The sequence below is a fragment of the Streptomyces sp. NPDC006711 genome (assembly GCF_042869775.1).
Classification (GTDB): Bacteria; Actinomycetota; Actinomycetes; order Streptomycetales; family Streptomycetaceae; genus Streptomyces.
The window spans coordinates 73,029-91,390 of record NZ_JBIAGO010000016.1 but is presented as its reverse complement, the minus strand read 5'-3'; the positions used below and the strand labels follow the sequence as shown (position 1 = coordinate 91,390).

The 18,362-nt window shown below is 71.9% G+C and carries 13 protein-coding genes; 4 read left to right on the top strand and 9 right to left on the bottom strand.

All coding sequences use genetic code 11. The annotated features are described in order from the left end of the window. Positions 1-15: 15 nt before the first annotated feature. Entirely contained in the window at positions 16-537 is a 522-nt protein-coding gene (locus ACFYM2_RS26870) for a DUF4240 domain-containing protein (protein WP_388839852.1), read from the bottom strand. Positions 538-748: 211 nt separating this feature from the next. Further along, complete coding sequence (locus ACFYM2_RS26865; protein ID WP_388461628.1) at positions 749-1,621, bottom strand: GntR family transcriptional regulator; 873 nt, start codon at positions 1,619-1,621, stop codon at positions 749-751. 259 nt (positions 1,622-1,880) lie between these two features. Between ACFYM2_RS26865 and ACFYM2_RS26860 the strand changes: the two genes are divergently transcribed. Further along, positions 1,881-2,108 (top strand): hypothetical protein, encoded by a 228-nt coding sequence (locus ACFYM2_RS26860; protein ID WP_350229908.1) that lies wholly within the window; start codon positions 1,881-1,883, stop codon positions 2,106-2,108. Positions 2,109-2,190: 82 nt separating this feature from the next. On the opposite strand, the gene ACFYM2_RS26855 is transcribed toward ACFYM2_RS26860, so the two are convergent. The 7 genes from ACFYM2_RS26855 to ACFYM2_RS26825 form a co-directional block, all read right to left on the bottom strand. Then, positions 2,191-3,120: a winged helix-turn-helix domain-containing protein gene (locus ACFYM2_RS26855; protein WP_358995543.1), complete on the bottom strand. Its 930-nt coding sequence runs from the start codon at positions 3,118-3,120 to the stop codon at positions 2,191-2,193. Between the two features lie 159 nt (positions 3,121-3,279). Beyond that, positions 3,280-4,053 carry a VOC family protein gene (locus tag ACFYM2_RS26850; RefSeq protein ID WP_388839757.1) on the bottom strand — a complete coding sequence of 258 codons (774 nt, stop codon included), beginning with the start codon at positions 4,051-4,053 and terminating at the stop codon, positions 3,280-3,282. Between the two features lie 98 nt (positions 4,054-4,151). Further along, positions 4,152-6,848, bottom strand: a complete 2,697-nt coding sequence (gene aceE, locus ACFYM2_RS26845; protein ID WP_388461625.1) for a pyruvate dehydrogenase (acetyl-transferring), homodimeric type — start codon at positions 6,846-6,848, stop codon at positions 4,152-4,154. Between the two features lie 224 nt (positions 6,849-7,072). Further along, a complete protein-coding gene (locus ACFYM2_RS26840) occupies positions 7,073-7,699 on the bottom strand; it encodes a GntR family transcriptional regulator (RefSeq protein ID WP_358995535.1) in 627 nt (208 codons plus the stop codon). A 129-nt stretch (positions 7,700-7,828) separates the two neighbouring features. After that, on the bottom strand, positions 7,829-9,667 hold the full coding sequence (gene sucB / locus ACFYM2_RS26835) for a 2-oxoglutarate dehydrogenase, E2 component, dihydrolipoamide succinyltransferase (protein ID WP_388839753.1): 1,839 nt from the start codon (positions 9,665-9,667) through the stop codon (positions 7,829-7,831). A 55-nt stretch (positions 9,668-9,722) separates the two neighbouring features. Beyond that, positions 9,723-11,111 (bottom strand): dihydrolipoyl dehydrogenase, encoded by a 1,389-nt coding sequence (gene lpdA, locus ACFYM2_RS26830; protein ID WP_358995531.1) that lies wholly within the window; start codon positions 11,109-11,111, stop codon positions 9,723-9,725. A gap of 330 nt (positions 11,112-11,441) precedes the next feature. After that, the gene (locus tag ACFYM2_RS26825; protein ID WP_358995528.1) at positions 11,442-12,962 is read right to left on the bottom strand and encodes a leucyl aminopeptidase; all 1,521 of its coding nucleotides are present in this window, start codon (positions 12,960-12,962) and stop codon (positions 11,442-11,444) included. Between the two features lie 308 nt (positions 12,963-13,270). Here ACFYM2_RS26825 and ACFYM2_RS26820 point away from each other — a divergent pair, with 308 nt between their 5' ends. The 3 genes from ACFYM2_RS26820 to ACFYM2_RS26810 are packed head-to-tail and all read left to right on the top strand — an operon-like array spanning position 13,271 to position 18,340. Then, complete coding sequence (locus tag ACFYM2_RS26820) at positions 13,271-15,316, top strand: hypothetical protein (protein ID WP_388461621.1); 2,046 nt, start codon at positions 13,271-13,273, stop codon at positions 15,314-15,316. A 40-nt stretch (positions 15,317-15,356) separates the two neighbouring features. Next, a complete protein-coding gene (pelF, locus tag ACFYM2_RS26815) occupies positions 15,357-16,907 on the top strand; it encodes a GT4 family glycosyltransferase PelF (RefSeq protein ID WP_388839750.1) in 1,551 nt (516 codons plus the stop codon). Continuing rightward, positions 16,904-18,340 carry a hypothetical protein gene (locus ACFYM2_RS26810; protein ID WP_388839747.1) on the top strand — a complete coding sequence of 479 codons (1,437 nt, stop codon included), beginning with the start codon at positions 16,904-16,906 and terminating at the stop codon, positions 18,338-18,340. The genes pelF and ACFYM2_RS26810 overlap by 4 nt, the downstream gene beginning before the upstream one ends. Positions 18,341-18,362: the final 22 nt, after the last annotated feature.

Below are 18,362 nucleotides of genomic sequence, written 5' to 3'. Positions count from 1 at the left end.
CCGGGCCGGACCGGCTCAGCCCGGGCCGAAGCGCTCCCACAGGCGCGGGAAACGGTCCGCGAGGGCCGCTTCGTCCTCGAAGTCCAGCGGTGTCCCCTCCGGCTCGTCGGCCTGGGGCGGGATGCCGAGGTCGGGCGCCACCACGCCGGTCAGCTGCTCGTACGCCTCGTCCGCCGCGTACCCCAGCTCCTCGCCGTCGCCGTCGACCTCCTCGTCGAACTCGCCGACGAGGCCGGCCAGCGCGTCGGGGTCGTGCACCGCGCCCTCGAAGACCTCCCGGCCCTGGCCGATCAGCCAGCAGCGGAAGTAGTCGAACGCGTCGTCGCTCGCCCCGCCGAGCAGCACGGCCGCCGCGCCCCACAGGTCCCAGCGGTAGGCGCGGTTGTAGCGCGCCTCGAAGTGCCGGGCGAAGTCGAGCACGGATTCGGGGTCGAGCTGGAGCAGCCGCTCGATGAGCAGGTCGGCCTGCTCATCGGGGTCGCCGTCGGCGTCCTCGCGGGTACGGTCGACGATCTCCCAGAACTCCGTCTCGTCCATCACGCACCCAGCATCGTGGGTGGCGGGTCCCGGCGCACGCGGAGCGGCGCTTTTCGTCCGGTTGCCGCCATCCGCCACCCCTGGCACACCTGTTGCCATCGGGCCGCCTCGCGCCTCGCCCCGCCTCGCGCCGCCCCGGGCTGTCGGCGCCCGCGCTACCCCGCCCCCGGGCCGTCGGCGCCTGGCGGCCAGCGCCGGGTGGGGCGGGTCCTCACTCGTCGAGCGGCCGCAGTGGCGTCGCGGCCATCTCCCAGCGCGAGTCGAACCAGGCCTGCGCCTGCTGGAGCTCGGCCCGGTCGAGGGACCGCGCCCCGTTCACCTCCGACCCCGCCGGGAAGAGGGTGTCGCTGTGCAGCTCAAGTACCTCTATGGACGCGGCGTCGACCAGGATGCGGGTCCGGCGCAGGAAGTAGTAGCCGGTCAGCATCTGTGTGCCGTTGATGAGGTAGCGCTTCTCGCCGGGCACCGTCGGCAGGCTGCGGATCTCCACGGACACCGAGGCGACCGTGCCCTCCTCGGCCAGCTGGGTGAGCGAGTGGTGCAGCGCCTCGGCGTACATCCGGATGACCCGGCGCAGCCGCCGCAGCGGGCGCGGGTCGTCCGGGTCGTCGACATGGCGCGGATAGGGGTGCGGGGTGTCCAGATCGGGCACCAGGACCCGCACCCGTACCGAATCCGGGGCCGGGCGGTCGCCGAGCCTGATGAGTTCGGCCTGCTGCTGCACGGCCCGGGACAGCTCCTCGGTGTGCAGCGACCACACGTCGAGTGAGACGTGGGGCGCCTCGAACGCGCGGGAGATGTAGTGGGCCAATGGCCGCCCGATGGCAGCCTGGCGGGCCACCCGGGCGCCCCGGCCCGACACCCCGGCCTCCAGGAGCTGTTCGTCACGCAGCAGTTGGAGGGCCTTCTGGACCGTGCCGCGCCCGCAGTGGAAACGCCGCATCAGCTGTTCCTGCTTGGGCAGCGCCTCGCCGGGCGCCGGGGCGCCGTTCTGGATGTCCTGGCGCAGCGCGTCGGCCACCAGACGGTAGCGGGGGGTCTCCCCGGCGTCGTCCCGGCCGGGCCCCGTGGTGTGGGTCGTCACCACGTGAGGCTACAACTCGGGTGCATGTGCGACCAGATGAGCGCGGCAAGCGGTCAACTCACGTACCTGACCGATTGGTTGACCGCCCTGACCGCTCAACTCGCCATTGGCGCGGCTGTGTTGCCCAATATGCAGGCGGCTGACCATAGATGGCAGCCATTCACGCCGGGTAGGAGGAGGGAACACAATCGCCGGCCAAGGAAGGCACCGATCGTCACTGCGCGCGGTCCCCGGCGGCGACTACCAAAGGAGGTGTTCCATGGGACTGGAGACGCGGGTGCGGATCGTCCTCGAACTGCTGTCGAACGCGGGTGTGGTGTCCCTGCTCGGCCCGTCGGGCCTGCTGGCGCTGGTCCTCGGCGTCCTGCTCACCAAGGGCGGCGGCGCGCGGTCCCCGGAGCCGAAGCCGGTGCCGGCCGGGCCGCGCGTGAACCTGGTGTGCGTGGCGGCCGTGCTGGTGGTGCTCCTGCTGATCGCCTCCGCCTGAACCGCCTCCGCCTGAACCGCTGCCGCCTGAGCCGCCGCCGGACGGCTCCGGCGCCCCGCCCGCGCCCGGCCCCCCCGACGGCTCAGTCCTGATTGGGGTCCAGGGGGCGGGCGATGGTGTTCCACAGCGAGTCGAACCACTGCTGGGTCTGCTCGACATAGCCGCGGGTCACCGGGTCGTCGTCGACCACGGCGTGCCGGAACAGCATGCCCTCCACGCCGAGCATGTCGTAGATGTCGATCGGGTTCCGGTCGAGGTCCACCGTGCGTTCGGTGACCTGGTAGTGGCCGGCCAGCACCTCGCGGCCGTTGAGGATGTACACCTTCTGCGTGGGGGTGATCGCCACCTTGCGGGCCTCCACGCTCACGTCCTCGACCAGATCGCGGACCTTGAGCATCCGCAGGGAGTGGCGCAGCGAACCGTAGATGTGGTTGCTGGTGATCCGCAGCCGCTCGCGCGGCCTGACGTTGCCCAGGTCCCCGATCACCCGCGGCAGCGCCAGCGGGGCCTCCGCGTCGGGCAGCAGGACCCGCACCGTCACCCTGCGCGGGCCCGAACCCGCCGCCTGCACGGCGACCAGGGGCCCCGCCAGCGCGGCGGCCAATGTCTCGCCATTGAGGCAGTACGCGTCGATGGTGACCTCTTCCTCACGGAAGCACCGCGCCACCCGCTCGCCCAGGAAGACCCCCGCGGGCCGGGGCGCGTGGCGGCGCCGGCCCGGCACGTCGCCGCCGTCGCCGCCCTCACGACCGTCGCGGCCGGGGGCGGCCGAGCGGGCGACCGTGGGCGGTGTGCCCTGCTGGGCCCGTCTGATCAGGCCTTCCCGCTCAAGGAGTTCGACGGCGCCACGGACCGCGCCGCGCGGCACCGCGAACCGCGCGCCGAGCTCCGCCTGGGTGGGCAGCCGCTCCCCGACCCGCAGCTCACCCCCGCGGATCAGGGCGCGCAGGCCGTCGGCGACCACGTCCCGCGGACGGCGCTGTTCCTCGGCCGAATCGCTGTGTCCAGGCACGCGTCAATGCTACAACGCCCTGCCATTGTGGGGGAGTTGTCCGTCGCCATCGCCAATGTGGCGACGCCGCCCGCCAGTTGGCCGCGCTCCGGGCCGGCCGGGGGTCGCGGGCGGGCCCCCGCCGGCCAGCGCCGGCTCCCCGGTGCCGACCAGCGCCGGCTACCCGGCGGTCAGAGCGATGACCGAGAAGACGCCGCCCTGCGGGTCGCGCAGCAGGGCGAAACGGCCCGGCGGGATCGACGTGGGCGGCACATGCACGTCTCCGCCCAGCTCGCGGGCCTTCGCCGCCGTCGCGTCGCAGTCCTCGACCTGGACGTACACCATCCAGTGCGCCGGCACCTCCGGCGGAAAGTCCTCGCCCATCCGCATCATGCCGCTGAAGCTCTCGCCTTCGAGCTTCCACTCGGTGTACGAGGAGGACGATCCGTACGGGTCGGCCGCGTCGGCGCCCCAGCCGAAGACCGCCCCGTAGAACGTCTTGGCCTGATCGGTGTCCCGGGTCAGGAGCTCGAACCAGCACATGCCGCCCGGCCGGTCCACGACCCCGAACCCCTTGTGCTCCTTGGGCTGCCATACGCCGAAGACCGCGCCCGCCGGGTCGGCGAACACCGCGAGGCGGCCCGAGTCGAAGACGTCCATGGGGCCCGCCACGATCGAGCCCCCGTTGCCGGTCACCTTCGCCGCCGTTTCGTCGGCCGACTCGACCTGGATGTACGCCAGCCAAGCCACCGGCTGCCCCGGCGCCATGCAGGGCCCGTACCCGCCGACGTACTCCTCGCCGAGCAGGAACATGCCGTACCCGCCGGCCTCCTCCATCGGCACGTCCGCGCCCCGCCAGCCGAAGAGGCTCCCGTAGAAGGCCTTGGCCGCGCTCACGTCGGTCGTCGACAGGTCGGCCCAGGCGGGCGCCGAAGGACGGTTGTAGATCTTCACGCTGTGCTCCCGGAGTCGTGTCGCCCCCGGTCGACATTCACGCACGCGTGCCCCGCCCCGGCAATCGGGACGGGGCACGCGTGCGCAGCGGGTGCGGCTCAGAGGCCGTAGCGCTCGCGCGCTTCCTTCACGGCCGTGACCGGGACCTCGCCGCGCTTGGCGAGCTGGGCCAGGGCCGCCACCACGATCGACTGCGCGTCGACGCCGAAGTGACGGCGGGCCGCCTCACGGGTGTCGGACAGACCGAAGCCGTCCGCGCCGAGCGAGGACCAGTCCTGCTGGACCCACTGCGCGATCTGGTCGGGGACCTGACGCATGTAGTCGGAGACCGCGAGGACGGGGGAGTCCACGCCGTCGAGCGCCTTGCGGATGTAGGGGATCCGCTCCTCGCCGCGCAGCAGGGCCGCGTCGGCTTCGAGGGCGTCGCGGCGCAGCTCGGTCCAGGAGGTCGCGGACCACACGTCGGCGGCCACGCCCCACTCCTCGGCGAGCAGCTTCTGCGCTTCGAGCGTCCAGTGGATCGCCGTGCCGGAGCCCAGGAGCTGGATGCGCGAGGCGTTCGCCGGGACGGTCACACCGGCCGTCTCCGCCGTGTTGAAGCGGTACAGGCCCTTGACGATGCCCTCGTCGATGCCCGCGGGCTTCGCCGGCTGCGGCATCGGCTCGTTGTAGACGGTGAGGTAGTAGAAGACGTCCCGGTCCTCGCCCGGGGCCGCCTCGCCGTACATCCGGCGCAGACCGTCCTTGACGATGGCCGCGACCTCGTAGGCGAAGGCCGGGTCGTAGGACATGGCCGCCGGGTTGGTCGCCGCGATCACCGGGGAGTGGCCGTCGGCGTGCTGAAGACCCTCACCGGTCAGCGTCGTACGACCGGCGGTGGCGCCCACCAGGAAGCCTCGGCCCAGCTGGTCGCCGAGCTGCCACATCTGGTCGGCCGTGCGCTGCCAGCCGAACATCGAGTAGAAGATGTAGAACGGGATCATCGGCTCGCCATGCGTGGCGTACGCGCTGGCGGCGGCGATGAAGTCGGCCATCGAGCCGGCCTCGGTGATGCCCTCGTTGAGGATCTGGCCGTCCTTGGCCTCGCGGTAGTACATGAGCTGGTCGCGGTCGACCGGCTCGTACGTCTGGCCCTTGGGCGAGTAGATGCCGAGCGAGGGGAACAGCGACTCCATGCCGAAGGTGCGGGCCTCGTCCGGGACGATCGGGACCCAGCGCTTGCCGGACGTCTTGTCGCGGATCAGGTCCTTCATCAGGCGCACGAACGCCATGGTGGTGGCCATGGACTGGCTGCCGGAGCCCTTGTCGAACGCCGCGAAGGACTTGTCGGCCGGGGCCGGCAGCGGGGCGAGCGCGTGGCTGCGGCGGGCCGGGGCCGGCCCGCCGAGCGCGGCGCGGCGCTCCTGGAGGTAGCGGACCTCGGGGGAGTCGGCGCCGGGGTGGCCGTAGGGGACCTGGCCGTCGAGGAACTGGGCGTCGGAGATGGGCAGTTCAAGAAGGTCACGCATGTTCTTGAACTCGTCGTTGGTGAGCTTCTTCATCTGGTGGTTCGCGTTCTTGGACGCGAAGCCCTCACCGAGGGTGAAGCCCTTGACGGTCTGCGCCAGGATGACGGTCGGCGCGCCCTTGTGGGACAGGGCGGCCTTGTAGGCGGCGTACACCTTGCGCGGCTCGTGGCCACCGCGCGAGAGGTGGAAGCACTCCAGGATCTTGTCGTCCGAGAGCAGCTTGGCCATCTCGACGAGCGCCGGGTCCTTGCCGAAGAAGTCCTCGCGGATGTAGGCCGCGTCGCGCGTCTGGTACGTCTGCACCTGGGCGTCGGGGACCTCGCGCAGGCGGCGGACGAGGGCGCCGGTGGTGTCGAGCTGGAAGAGCTCGTCCCAGGCGCCGCCCCACAGCGACTTCACGACGTTCCAGCCGGCGCCGCGGAACTGGGCCTCCAGCTCCTGCACGATCTTGAAGTTGGCGCGGACCGGGCCGTCGAGGCGCTGGAGGTTGCAGTTGATGACGAAGGTCAGGTTGTCCAGACCCTCGCGGGCGGCGAGCGCGAGGGCCGCCGTCGACTCGGGCTCGTCCATCTCGCCGTCGCCGAGGAACGCCCACACGTGGGAGTGGGAGACGTCCTTGATGTTCCGGTTGGTGAGGTACCGGTTGAAGCGCGCCTGGTAGATCGCGGAGAGCGGGCCGAGTCCCATGGAGACGGTCGGGAACTCCCACAGCCAGGGCAGGCGGCGCGGGTGCGGGTAGGACGGCAGGCCGTCGCCGGCGGACTCCTGGCGGAACTTGTCCAGGTGCGCCTCGGTGAGGCGGCCGTCGAGGAAGGCGCGGGCGTAGATGCCGGGCGAGGCGTGTCCCTGGATGTAGAGCTGGTCGCCCGATCCGTCGCCCTCCTTGCCGCGGAAGAAGTGGTTGAAGCCGGTCTCGTACAGCCAGGCCGCGGACGCGAAGGTCGCGATGTGGCCGCCGACGCCGTACTTCGAGCCCCGGGTCACCATGGCGGCCGCGTTCCAGCGGTTCCACGCGGTGATCCGGCGCTCCATCTCCTCGTCGCCGTCGATGACGGGCTCAGCGGCGGAAGGGATGGTGTTGACGTAGTCCGTCTCCAGCAGCTTCGGCAGGGCGAGGCCCGCGCCTTCGGCATGCTGGAGCGTGCGGCGCATCAGATACGCGGCCCGGTGCGGGCCGGCGGCCTTGGCGACGGCATCGAGGGAGGCCGCCCATTCGGCGGTCTCCTCGGTGTCACGGTCCGGGAGCTGGTCGAGCTCGCTCGGAAACTTGGCTACGGGGTCGATCATGATCGCCGCCTTCCGGACAGGAGGGGGGTGGAGAAAAGGGGCCTTTGTCTGGCAGGACGGGGCCTGGACCGGTGAGTCCGCCGTTGACTGTATGCCGACGATCGATGATCGATCAAAGTGTGAGCCCAAAAACTTGCTCGAATCACGAAAGTCGGCACAGGGTGCCGCTGATGCGGGCACCCGGTGCCTTGCATTCGGGGGGTCGGCGGCCGGCGCCGCTCCGGTCAGGCGCTGCGCGGGGCGCACCCGAGGACATGCGCCTTCACCAGCGGGCCGATGGCCGGATCCCGCCGCCGGAAGGCCGCCACCAGGTCCTCGTGCTCCTCCGCGTACGACTTCTGTACGGTGCCGAGCCAGCGGATCGAGAGCGCCGTGAACACCTCGATGCCCAGGCCCTCCCATGTGTGCAGCAGCACACTGTTGTCGGCGGCCCGCACCAGCTCGCGGTGGAAGCCGACGGTGTGCCGCACCTGCGCGGTGCCGTCGGCCGCGCGGTCCGCCTCGTACAGGGCCGCCACGTGCGGCTCAAGGGCCGAGCAGTCCTCGGCGAGCCGTTCGGCCGCCAGCTCCGCCGCGATCTGTTCGAGGCCGGCCCGCACCGGATAGCTCTCCTCCAGGTCGGCCGCGCTCAGATTGCGCACGCGTACGCCCTTGTTGGGCGCCGACTCGATCAGGCGCAGGCTCTCCAGCTCCCGCAGGGCCTCGCGCACGGGCGTCTGGCTGACCTGGAGCTCCACCGCGATGCGCCGCTCCACGATCCGCTCACCGGGCTTCCAGCGCCCGCTGACGATCCCCTCCACGATGTGCTCGCGGATCTGCTCGCGCAGCGAGTGGACTACGGGCACGGTCATGGGGGCTCCTTCAGGCGAGCGGCGACGTGCCAAACAATACGGCCGCGTCCCCGTCCGAAAGAGCCCGGACGGGGACGCGGCCGCTGGTGAGACGAGTGTTACAGCCGTCCCAGGGTGCCGTGGAGAGCCTTACAGGCCGAGCTCGACCTCGAACTCGCCGGCCTCCAGGATCGCCTTGACCGCCGTCAGGTAGCGGGCGGCGTCGGCGCCGTCCACCAGACGGTGGTCGTAGGACAGCGCCAGGTACGTCATGTCGCGGACGCCGATGACGGTGCCCTCGGCGGTCTCGATGACCGCCGGACGCTTGACGGTGGCGCCGATGCCCAGGATGGCGACCTGGTTCGGCGGGACGATGACGGTGTCGAACAGCGCGCCGCGCGAGCCGGTGTTGCTGATCGTGAACGTCGCGCCCGACAGCTCGTCCGGGGTGATCTTGTTGCCGCGGACCTTGCCGGCCAGCTCGGCCGTGGCCTTGGAGATGCCGGCCAGGTTGAGGTCGCCCGCACCCTTGATGACCGGGGTCATCAGACCCTTCTCGGAGTCGACGGCGATGCCGATGTTCTCCGAGTCGAAGTACGTGATGGTGCCCTCGTCCTCGTTGATCCGGGCGTTGATGACCGGGTGGGCCTTCAGCGCCTGGGCCGCCGCCTTCACGAAGAACGGCATCGGGGACAGCTTGACGCCCTCACGCGCGGCGAAGGCGTCCTTCGCCGCGTTGCGCAGCTTCATCAGCTTCGTGATGTCGACCTCGACGACCGTGGTCAGCTGGGCCTGCGAGTGCAGCGCCTTCATCATGTTGTCGCCGATGACCTTGCGCATGCGGGTCATCTTGACCGTCTGACCGCGCAGCGGGGACGCCTCGAGGGACGGGGCGGCCTTCTTCGCGGCCGGGGCGGCGGCGGCCGGAGCGGGGGCCTTGGCGGCCTCCGCGGCGGCGATGACGTCCTGCTTGCGGATGCGACCGCCGACGCCGGTGCCCTTGACCGCGCCCAGGTCCACACCGGACTCGGAGGCGAGCTTGCGGACCAGCGGCGTGACGTACGCGCCGTCGTCAGCGGAGGTCGCGGCGGGGGCCGGAGCCTGCGGGGCCGGGGCGGCGGCCGGAGCCGGCGCCGGGGCGGCCGGTGCCTGGGCGGCCGGTGCCGGTGCCGGGGCGGCGGCCGGTGCCGGGGCCTGGGGAGCCGGTGCCGGAGCGGCAGCCGGGGCAGGAGCCGGAGCCGGGGCGGCGGGTGCCGGAGCGGCCGGGGCGGGCGCCGGGGCGGCGGCCGGAGCCGGAGCGGGAGCGGCCTGGGGGGCCGGGGCGGCCGGAGCCTGGGCGGCGGCCGGAGCGGCGCCGGGCGCACCGATGACGGCGAGCTTGGCGCCGACCTCGGCGGTCTCGTCCTCACCGACGACGATCTCGAGCAGCACGCCCGCGACCGGAGCCGGGATCTCGGTGTCGACCTTGTCCGTGGAGACCTCGAGCAGCGGCTCGTCCTCGGCCACCTCCTCGCCGACCTCCTTGAGCCAGCGCGTGACGGTGCCCTCGGTCACGCTCTCGCCGAGCGCGGGGAGGACGACGTCGGTGCCCTCGGCGGAGCCACCGCCGGAGGCGGCCTCGGCCGTGGGGGCCGGGGCGGGGGCCTCGGCCTCGGTGGACGGCGCGGCCTGCGGGGCCGGAGCCTCCTGAGCCGGGGCCTCCTGGGCCGGAGCCTGCTGCGCCGGGGCGGCCTCGGCCGCCGGGGCGCCCGAGCCGTCGTCGATGATGGCGAGCTCGGCGCCGACCTCGACGGTCTCGTCCTCGGCCACCTTGATGGAGGCCAGGATGCCGGAGGCGGGGGCGGGGATCTCGGTGTCGACCTTGTCGGTCGAGACCTCGAGCAGCGGCTCGTCGGCCTCGACGCGCTCGCCCTCGGCCTTCAGCCAGCGGGTGACGGTGCCCTCGGTGACGCTCTCGCCGAGCGCCGGAAGGGTTACGGAAACCGACATGGTTTCGGTTGCTCCTTACGAATTGCGGGGAAGTGGTCGTCGCGCCCGGGGGCTGTCAGTCGTGGGAGTGCAGTGGCTTGCCGGCCAGGGCCAGGTGGGCCTCGCCCAGCGCCTCGTTCTGCGTCGGGTGCGCGTGGATGAGCTGCGCGACCTCGGCCGGCAGCGCCTCCCAGTTGTAGATCAGCTGGGCCTCGCCGACCTGCTCGCCCATACGGTCACCGACCATGTGGACGCCGACCACGGCGCCGTCCTTGACCTGGACGAGCTTGATCTCGCCCGCGGTCTTGAGGATCTTGCTCTTGCCGTTGCCCGCGAGGTTGTACTTCAGAGCGACGACCTTGTCCGCACCGTAGATCTCCTTGGCCTTGGCCTCGGTGATGCCCACGGAGGCGACCTCGGGGTGGCAGTACGTCACCCGGGGCACGCCGTCGTAGTCGATCGGGACGGTCTTGAGGCCGGCCAGACGCTCCGCCACCAGGATGCCCTCGGCGAAGCCGACGTGCGCGAGCTGGAGCGTGGGGACCAGGTCACCGACGGCGGAGATGGTGGGCACGTTGGTGCGCATGTACTCGTCGACCAGGACGTAACCGCGGTCCATCGCGACGCCCTGCTCCTCGTAGCCGAGGCCCTGGGAGACCGGGCCGCGGCCGATGGCGACGAGCAGGACCTCGGCCTCGAACTCCTTGCCGTCGGCCAGCGTGACCTTCACGCCATTGGCGGTGTACTCCGCCTTCTGGAAGAAGGTGCCCAGGTTGAACTTGATGCCGCGCTTGCGGAACGCGCGCTCCAGGATCTTGGAGCTGTTCTCGTCCTCGACCGGCACGAGGTGCTTCAGACCCTCGATGACGGTGACGTCGGTGCCGAAGGACTTCCACGCCGAGGCGAACTCGACGCCGATGACGCCGCCGCCCAGGATGATCGCGGACTGCGGGACGCGGTCCAGGGTCAGCGCGTGGTCGGAGGAGATGATCCGGTTGCCGTCGATCTCCAGACCCGGCAGCGACTTCGGCACGGAGCCGGTCGCCAGCAGGATGTGACGGCCCTGGACACGCCGGCCGCCCACGTCCACCGACGTCGGGGAGGACAGGCGTCCCTCACCCTCGATGTAGGTCACCTTGCGGGAGGCGACCAGGCCCTGGAGTCCCTTGTACAGGCCCGAGATGACCTCGTCCTTGTACGCGTGGACCGCGTTGATGTCGATGCCCTCGAAGGTGGCCTTGACGCCGAACTGGCCGGCCTCGCGTGCCTGGTCGGCGATCTCGCCGGCGTGCAGCAGGGCCTTCGTGGGGATGCAGCCGTTGTGCAGGCAGGTGCCGCCGAGCTTGTTCTTCTCGATCAGTGCGACGTCCAGGCCCAGCTGCGCTCCGCGCAGGGCCGCGGCGTAGCCGCCACTGCCACCGCCGAGGATCACTAGGTCGAAAACGGTGCTGGCGTCGTTCGCCACGTCACGTCCTCCATGCATGTGCGCCGGGCGCGGTCGTCGATGACCGGCGGCGGCTGGTATCGGCCGCTTGTCTTCGGCCCTGTGGTGGGGGCCCTGTCCTGCCGAGAACCCATCTTCGCACTTGTTGACGGAAGGCGGGACGCGGGGCCGGGGTCTGAGACCGCTGATCGCCGGACTCGGCGGTCTCAGCGGTGACTGCGCACCGCGCCTCGGCACACGGATTTCATCGACAGCGAAATCCGGCCGAGGTCCCGCGGTACGGAGCGCCGAGGCGGGCGGCCCCGGCACGGATGCCCGGAGCCGCCCCGTGTGCCGGCTGTGCGCGGCCGCTCAGCCGAGGTCGCCCGCGGCGGCGCGCTCCGCGAGCCGGACCAGGGTGCGCACCGAGGAGCCGGTGCCGCCCTTGGGGGTGTAGCCGTGCGGGCCGCCCTCGTTGTAGGCGGGACCCGCGATGTCCAGGTGGGCCCAGGTGATGCCCTCGCCGACGAACTCCTTCAGGAACAGGCCGGCGATGAGGCCGCCGCCCATCCGCACGCCCATGTTGGCGATGTCGGCGGTGGGGGAGTCCATCGTCTTGCGCAGGTTCTTCGGCAGCGGCATCGGCCAGGACTGCTCGCCCGCCTCCTCCGCGATCTCGTGGATCGCGGTGCGGAAGGCGTCGTCGTTGGCCATGATCCCGAAGGTGTGGTCACCGAGGGCCAGCACCATCGCGCCGGTCAGGGTGGCGACGTCCACGATCGCGTCCGGCTTCTCCTCGGAGGCCTTCCACAGCGCGTCGGCCAGCACGAGCCGGCCCTCGGCGTCGGTGTTCAGGACCTCCACGGTCTTGCCGCTGTACATGCGCAGCACGTCGCCGGGGCGGGTAGCGGAGCCCGACGGCATGTTCTCGGCCAGCGCGAGCCAGCCGGTGACGTTGGCCTCGACGCCCAGGCGCGCGGCCGTGACGACGGCGGCGAACACGGCGGCGGCGCCGGCCATGTCGCACTTCATCGTCTCGTTGTGGCCGGCCGGCTTGAGCGAGATGCCGCCCGAGTCGTAGGTGATGCCCTTGCCGACGAAGGCCAGGTGCTTGGCGTTCTTGGCGTGGGTGTAGGAGATCTTCACCAGGCGCGGCGGGTTCTTCGAGCCGACGCCGACGCCGAGGATGCCGCCGAAGCCGCCCTTCTCCAGCGCCTTCTCGTCGAGCACCTGCACCTTGAGGCCGTGCTCCTTGCCGGCGGCCGAGACGACCGCGGCGAAGGCCTCGGGGGTCAGGTCGTTCGGCGGGGTGTTGACCAGGTCGCGGGCGCGGTTGATCTCCTCGGCCAGGGCCAGGGAGCGCTCGACGGCGGCCTTGTGGGCCTTGTCGCGCGGCTTGGCGCCGAGCAGCGTCACCTCGGCGAGCGGGCCCTTGGCGTCGGCGCCGCGGTCCTGGTACGCGGTGAAGGCGTAGGAGCCGAGCAGGGCGCCCTCGCCGATCGCCTCGATGTCCTCGGCGGCCTCGATGGGCAGAGCGAAGGCGGCCTTCTTGATGCCGTGCAGGGCGCGGGCGGCGTTGCCCGCGGCGGTGCGCAGCACCTCGGAGCCGTACGCCTCGTCCTTGGCGGGGGCGGTGCCGAGGCCGACCGCGAGGACGAACGGCGCCTTGAGGCCGGAGGGCGACACGGCCTTGGTCACCTCACCCTCAGCGCCGCAGGCGCCGAGGGTCTCCAGGACGGCGGCGAGCTTTCCGTCGAACGCCTTGTCCACGGCCTCGGCGCCCGGCGCGACGACCAGCCCACCCTTGGGGCCGGCGGCCTTGGCGACGCCGACGACGAGGGCGTCGGCGCGCAGCGTCGCCGCGCCGGCAGTGCTGAGAGTCAGAGCAGTCACGGTGGTGAGATCTCTCTTCCTTGAGAATCCGGTGGAGTGTTCGACCGTCGTATGGGCCGGCCGAGGCCCGGTCCATCGTATTTGGGGCCGGTCGACCACCAGCCACGAGCCTACGCGCGCGAACGGCGTTCGATCGCGGTGGCCTTAATTCACTCATCCGTGGTGTCTCTTTCACGTTTGGCCCACACACTCCCTGGGAGCTCCGCCACACTCACCTCGATCGGGCACAGGGGGCAGCGTGCCCCTTTGCATCATCACCACGAGCCGTCATACGCACCCGCGTACAGGGGGCTCATGAGGGGGGACACATGAAGGCGAAGGCCTTGAAAAACGGCAGAACCAGGTGGGCGCTCACGGCCCTGATGGCCGCCGGACTTCTCACCACGGCCGTACCGGCCGCCGGCGCGGTGGGCACGACCGTGCCGCGCGTCGACCTGAAAGTGCTGGTCCTGGACGACGGCGGGAGCGCGGTCGCGGCCCTGGTGGCCGAGTTGAAGAACACCCAAGTGCCCTACCAGAGCGTCGCGTTGGGGGCGTCGGGGCGGCCGGTCGTCGACGCGGCCTTCCTCAGCGACACCGTGGGCGGCCGGCCACGGGCGAAGTTCCAGGGCGTCGTCGCGCCCAACGAGATCCCCTTCGGCGCGGCCGGCTCGCCCGAGCAGACCGCTCTCGCCGCGTACGAGAAGACCTTCGGGATCCGCCAGGTCGACGCCTACACCTGGGCGCACCCCGAGGTCGGGCTCGACTACACCGACCAGCCCGGCGGCTTCTCCGGCGTCCTGGACGGCACCACCACGCAGGTCACCGCGGCCGGCAAGGCGGGGCCTTTCGGTTATCTCGACGGGCCGCTGACCTTCGAGGACAACGACCCCGCCGTGCCCGAGAGCTACGGCTACGCGGCGCATCCCAGGGACGGCTTCACCAGCTACCTCGACGCGCCGTCCGGCGGCTCCATGCTCGGCCAGTACACCCACGACGGCCGCAGCGAGCTCGTGGTCACCTTCGCCTACAACCAGTACCAGGAGCAGTTCCAGGCGCTGTCCAAGGGCATGGTGGAGTGGCTGACCCAGGGCGTCCACCTGGGCCAGAGCCGCAACTACTTCGCGGTGCACGTGGACGACGTGTTCGCCCCCGACTCCCGCTGGGACAGCGTCAACAACTGCACCCCGGGCGACCTCGACTGCCCCGCCGGCGGCGCGAACAACCCGGACATCCGCATGACGGCCGCCGACGCGCAGTACGCGGCGCAGTGGGAGGCCGCCAACGGCTTCACGCTCGACATGGTCTTCAACGGCGGCGCGGGCGAGGAGTGGAAGTCCGAGAACGGCGGCACCGACGCGCTGGCCGCCCAACTCATCGCCGACAAGGCCAAGTTCCGCTGGGTGAACCACACGTACACCCATGAATTCCTCGGCTGCGTGCAGGACACCACCGTGGTGCCGTGGCAATGCAAGAAGAACGCCGACGGCTCCACGCAGTGGATGAGCCGCGCCGACATCTCCGCGCAGATCTCGCAGAACAACACCTGGGCCGCCCAGAAGGGCCTCCCGGTCGACAGGAGCGAGCTGGTCACCGGCGAGCACTCGGGCATGCGGGTCCTGCCGCAGCAGCCCGACGACAACCCGAACCTGGCGGGCGCGCTCGCCGACAACGGCGTCAAGTGGACCGGCAGCGACGCCTCGCGCGAGCCGGACCAGCGCGCGGTGGGGGCCGCGCTGACCGTTCCGAGGCACCCGATGAACGTGTACTACAACGTCGGCAAGGCCGCCGAGATGACCGACGAGTACAACTGGCTGTACACCTCCAAGGCAAGCGGCGGAAGCGGCATCTGCGAGAACAACCCGGTCTCCACCTGCATGCCCGCGCCGCTGGACACGGCCACCGGCTACCAGGACTACATCGTCCCCCGGGAGGCGAAGACCGCCCTCTCGCACGTCCTGTGGAACGACCCGAGGCCGACGTACGTCCACCAGTCCAACCTGGCGGAGGAGCGCATCCTCTACCCGGTCCTGGACAAGGTGCTCGGCGACTACAAGGCGTTGTACGCCGACAACGCCCCGATCGTGAACCTGCGCGAAAAGGACGCGGGAACCGAACTCGCCCGCCGGGCGTCCTGGGACAAGGCACTGGCCGCCGGCACGGTGACCGCCTACCGGATCGGCAACGTCGTCACGGTGCAGGCGCCCAAGGGCGTGTACGCACCCGTCACCGCGCCCGAGGGGACGCGCAAGCAACTGTTCGTCGGCACCACGGCGTTCGGCACCGCCTACGCGGGGCTGCGTTCCGACTGGTCGTCGCCCGAGCTGCTTCAGTCGGCGATCACGCTGCAACTGCCGGCCACGCCGACCGCCTGATCGCTCGTCACGCACGACCGCTTGTCCTGGGGGGACATCCATGCCGAGCAGTGGCCGTCATGTCACCATGCTCACGGAAGGTACGTATCCACATGTGCACGGGGGTGTGAGCACATGGTGCGACCAGCTCATACGCGGCATGCCGGAGGTCGACTTCACCGTCGTCGCCCTCACCGGCAGTGGCCGTGAGCCGGTCGCCTGGGAACTCCCGGCCAACGTCCGCAGCCATGCGGCCTTCCCTCTGTGGGGGCCGAGGCCCGGTGGGCGAAGGCCGCTCCTCGGCAAGGAAAGGCGCCGGTTCACCGACACCTACGAGCGCTTCCTGCTCGCCCTGCTCGACCCGGAGTCCGGCTGCGACTTCGCCTCGGCCCTTTACGGGCTGGCGGAGTTCGCCCGGGCCGGGCGGCTCACGGCGGCGCTGCGCTCCGAAGCGGCCTTGAAGTCGCTGATGTGGATCTGGACCATGCCGCACCTGGCCCTGTCCAAGGCGAAACCGTCCGTGTACGACGCCCTGACCGCCACGGACCTCCTGGAACACGCACTGCGCCCGCTGTCCGCCCGCGTTCGCGCGGACAGCGTGGCGCACGCGGTCAGCAGCGGCCTCGCCACGCTGCCCGCGCTCGCCGCGCGGCACTTCGACGGGGTGCCGTTCCTGCTCACCGAGCACGGCATCTATCTGCGTGAGCGCTACCTCGGCCACCGCGCGTGCGAGCAGAGCTGGCCCGTCAAGGCCGTGCTGCTCGGCTTCTACCGTGAGCTCAACACGCTCGGATACCGCGATGCCGACCTGATCACGCCGTGCAACCAGTACAACCGCCGCTGGGAGGAGCGCCAAGGCGCGCCGTCCGAGCGGATCCGTACCGTCTACAACGGCGTCGACCCCGAGCTCTTCCCGCACGCCGGGCCCGACCCGGACGTCCCCACCCTGAGCTGGTGCGGACGCATCGACGCCATCAAGGACCTGGAGACCCTGATCCGCGCGTACGCCATCGTGCGGGCCGAACTCCCCGAGACCCGGCTGCGGTTGTACGGTCCTGTGCCGGCTGGCGGCGGCGACTATGTGACCCGGCTCGAAAAGCTCGCCGCCGAACTGGGTGTGAGCGACGGCATCTCCTACGAGGGCCGGGTCAGCGACACGGCGAGCGCCTACGCCTCGGGCACCGTGGTGATGCTCTCCAGCATCAGCGAGGGCTTCCCCTTCTCGTTGATCGAGGCCATGAGCTGCGGCCGCGCCACCGTGTCCACGGACGTCGGCGGCGTACGCGAGGCGGCCGGCGACGCGGGGCTCATCGTGCCGCCGCGCGAGCCGGCCGTGATGGCCGAAGCCGCCATCGGGCTGCTGCGCGACCACACCCGGCGGGCCGAACTCGGCGCCGCCGCACGCCAACGCGTGATCGACGAGTTCACCCTGCACCGCTCGGTGGACGGCTTCCGCCGCATCTACCGCGAGCTGGCCGGAATCGACGCGTCCGAGCCCACCCCCGCCGCCTTCACACCCGACGACGACTGGACGCTGCGGCTCGCCGCCCCCTGGTACCGCGGCCTGGCCGAGGACGCAGGGGCCGTCCCCCTCGGCGGTGCGGCGCGGTGAGCGGATCCCCGCGCCCCGGCGGGGACGAGGGGCAGGACACCCTGCCCTTCATCCCGCGCCAGCGCCCGCCCGGGCCGGCCGCCGATGAACCCGTCGCCCAACTCGCCCTGCGCCTGGAGGGGTTGATAGCGGCCGCCGTCCACCCGGACGAGATAGCCGCGATCATCGAGTCCGACGGCATGACCGACGCGCGGATAAGCGCCGTCTACGGCCACCCCGACTCCTTCTCGCTGGCCGAGGAGCTGTACGGCCGGGTCGGGCGCCGCTACCCCTCGCCCCCCGCGCCGCCGCCCGAGCCCTGGCACACCCACCTCGGCTCCTGTCTGCTGCGAGGCCTCGTCTTCGCGCTGCCCGGGCTCGCCTACGTCCTGGGCGCACCCCTGCTGGCCGGGCCCCCGGCCGCGCTCGGACTGCCCGCGGGCACGCTCTCGCTGCTCGCCGGCGCGGTCACCGGCTGGGTGTGGAACCAGTCGCTCTCGCACCGCGCCCACTCCTGGCTCAGTCTCGCCGACCGCCCGGCCGCCGTCCGCGCCCTGCGTCTCGGCGCCCCGCTCGGGGCCGCCCTGAGCGCGCTGGCCGCGTTCGCCGTGGCGGGCCCCGACGACCTGCCGGGCGCCGCGTTCGCCGCCGGCCAGTGCTGCTATCTGGCGGCGGCCACCGCGCTGCTCGTCCTCGGCCGTGAACGTGCCCTGTTCTGGGCCCTGTTGCCCCTGACCCTCGGCCTCCTGCCGGGCCTGCCGTCCGCCGCGGGCCCCCTCCTGCTGCTCGTCTCGCTGGGCTCGGCGGTGACGCTGGCCGTGCGCGCCCTGTGCGCCGAGCCGGCCGGGCCGGGACCGGGCGGCGCCGTCTCGCCCCGGCTCACGGCGTCCGTGCCGTACGGCCTGTTCGGGCTCGGGGCGGGGGTGCTGGTCCTGTACGCCGCCCTCGGCGACGTCTTCCGGCACGGCTCAACGGGCACGGTCGCGGGCCCCTCCGCGGTCGCCCTGACCCTCAGCATGGGCCCCGCCGAATGGCTGCTGCACCGCTTCCGCGCCCAGAGCCTGGCCGGGCTGCGCGGCTCCCTGAGCGCGCGCGGCTTCCGGGGCTCGGTCGCCGTCACCGTGCTGCTCTGCCTCGGCGCCTACCTCCTGGTGCTCGCCGCGCTCGCCGAGGCGGGCACCGGGCTGTGGCCGGGCGCCCCGCCGCTCGACGGCGTAGGCCTCGCCACGCTGCTGCTGATCGGCGCCGTGCTGTGGACCGGGCTCCTGCTCCAGTCGTTCGGGGCGGCGGTGGCCGCGGCGGTGGTGTGCTGCGCGGCGGCGCTCGCCCAGACGCTCGCCCTGGTGCTCGCCGCGCCGGCGACCACCGGTCTCATGGTCCCGGGCGGCGCCGCCGCGTTGCTCGCCGCGCTGGCCTGTGTCCTGCTGGGAAGGGCCACCGCCCACCGACCCTGACCCCGTCGCTCCCCCCGTCCCC

Excerpts from the sequence above, each read along its gene's own strand:
- ACFYM2_RS26870 (WP_388839852.1), bottom strand. The coding sequence starts at position 537 with ATGGACGAGACGGAGTTCTGGGAGATCGTCGACCGTACCCGCGAGGAC.
- ACFYM2_RS26860 (WP_350229908.1), top strand. The coding sequence starts at position 1,881 with ATGGGACTGGAGACGCGGGTGCGGATCGTCCTCGAACTGCTGTCGAAC.
- aceE (WP_388461625.1), bottom strand. The coding sequence starts at position 6,848 with ATGATCGACCCCGTAGCCAAGTTTCCGAGCGAGCTCGACCAGCTCCCG.
- ACFYM2_RS26840 (WP_358995535.1), bottom strand. The coding sequence starts at position 7,699 with ATGACCGTGCCCGTAGTCCACTCGCTGCGCGAGCAGATCCGCGAGCAC.
- sucB (WP_388839753.1), bottom strand. The coding sequence starts at position 9,667 with ATGTCGGTTTCCGTAACCCTTCCGGCGCTCGGCGAGAGCGTCACCGAG.
- ACFYM2_RS26820 (WP_388461621.1), top strand. The coding sequence starts at position 13,271 with ATGAAGGCGAAGGCCTTGAAAAACGGCAGAACCAGGTGGGCGCTCACG.
- pelF (WP_388839750.1), top strand. The coding sequence starts at position 15,357 with ATGCCGAGCAGTGGCCGTCATGTCACCATGCTCACGGAAGGTACGTAT.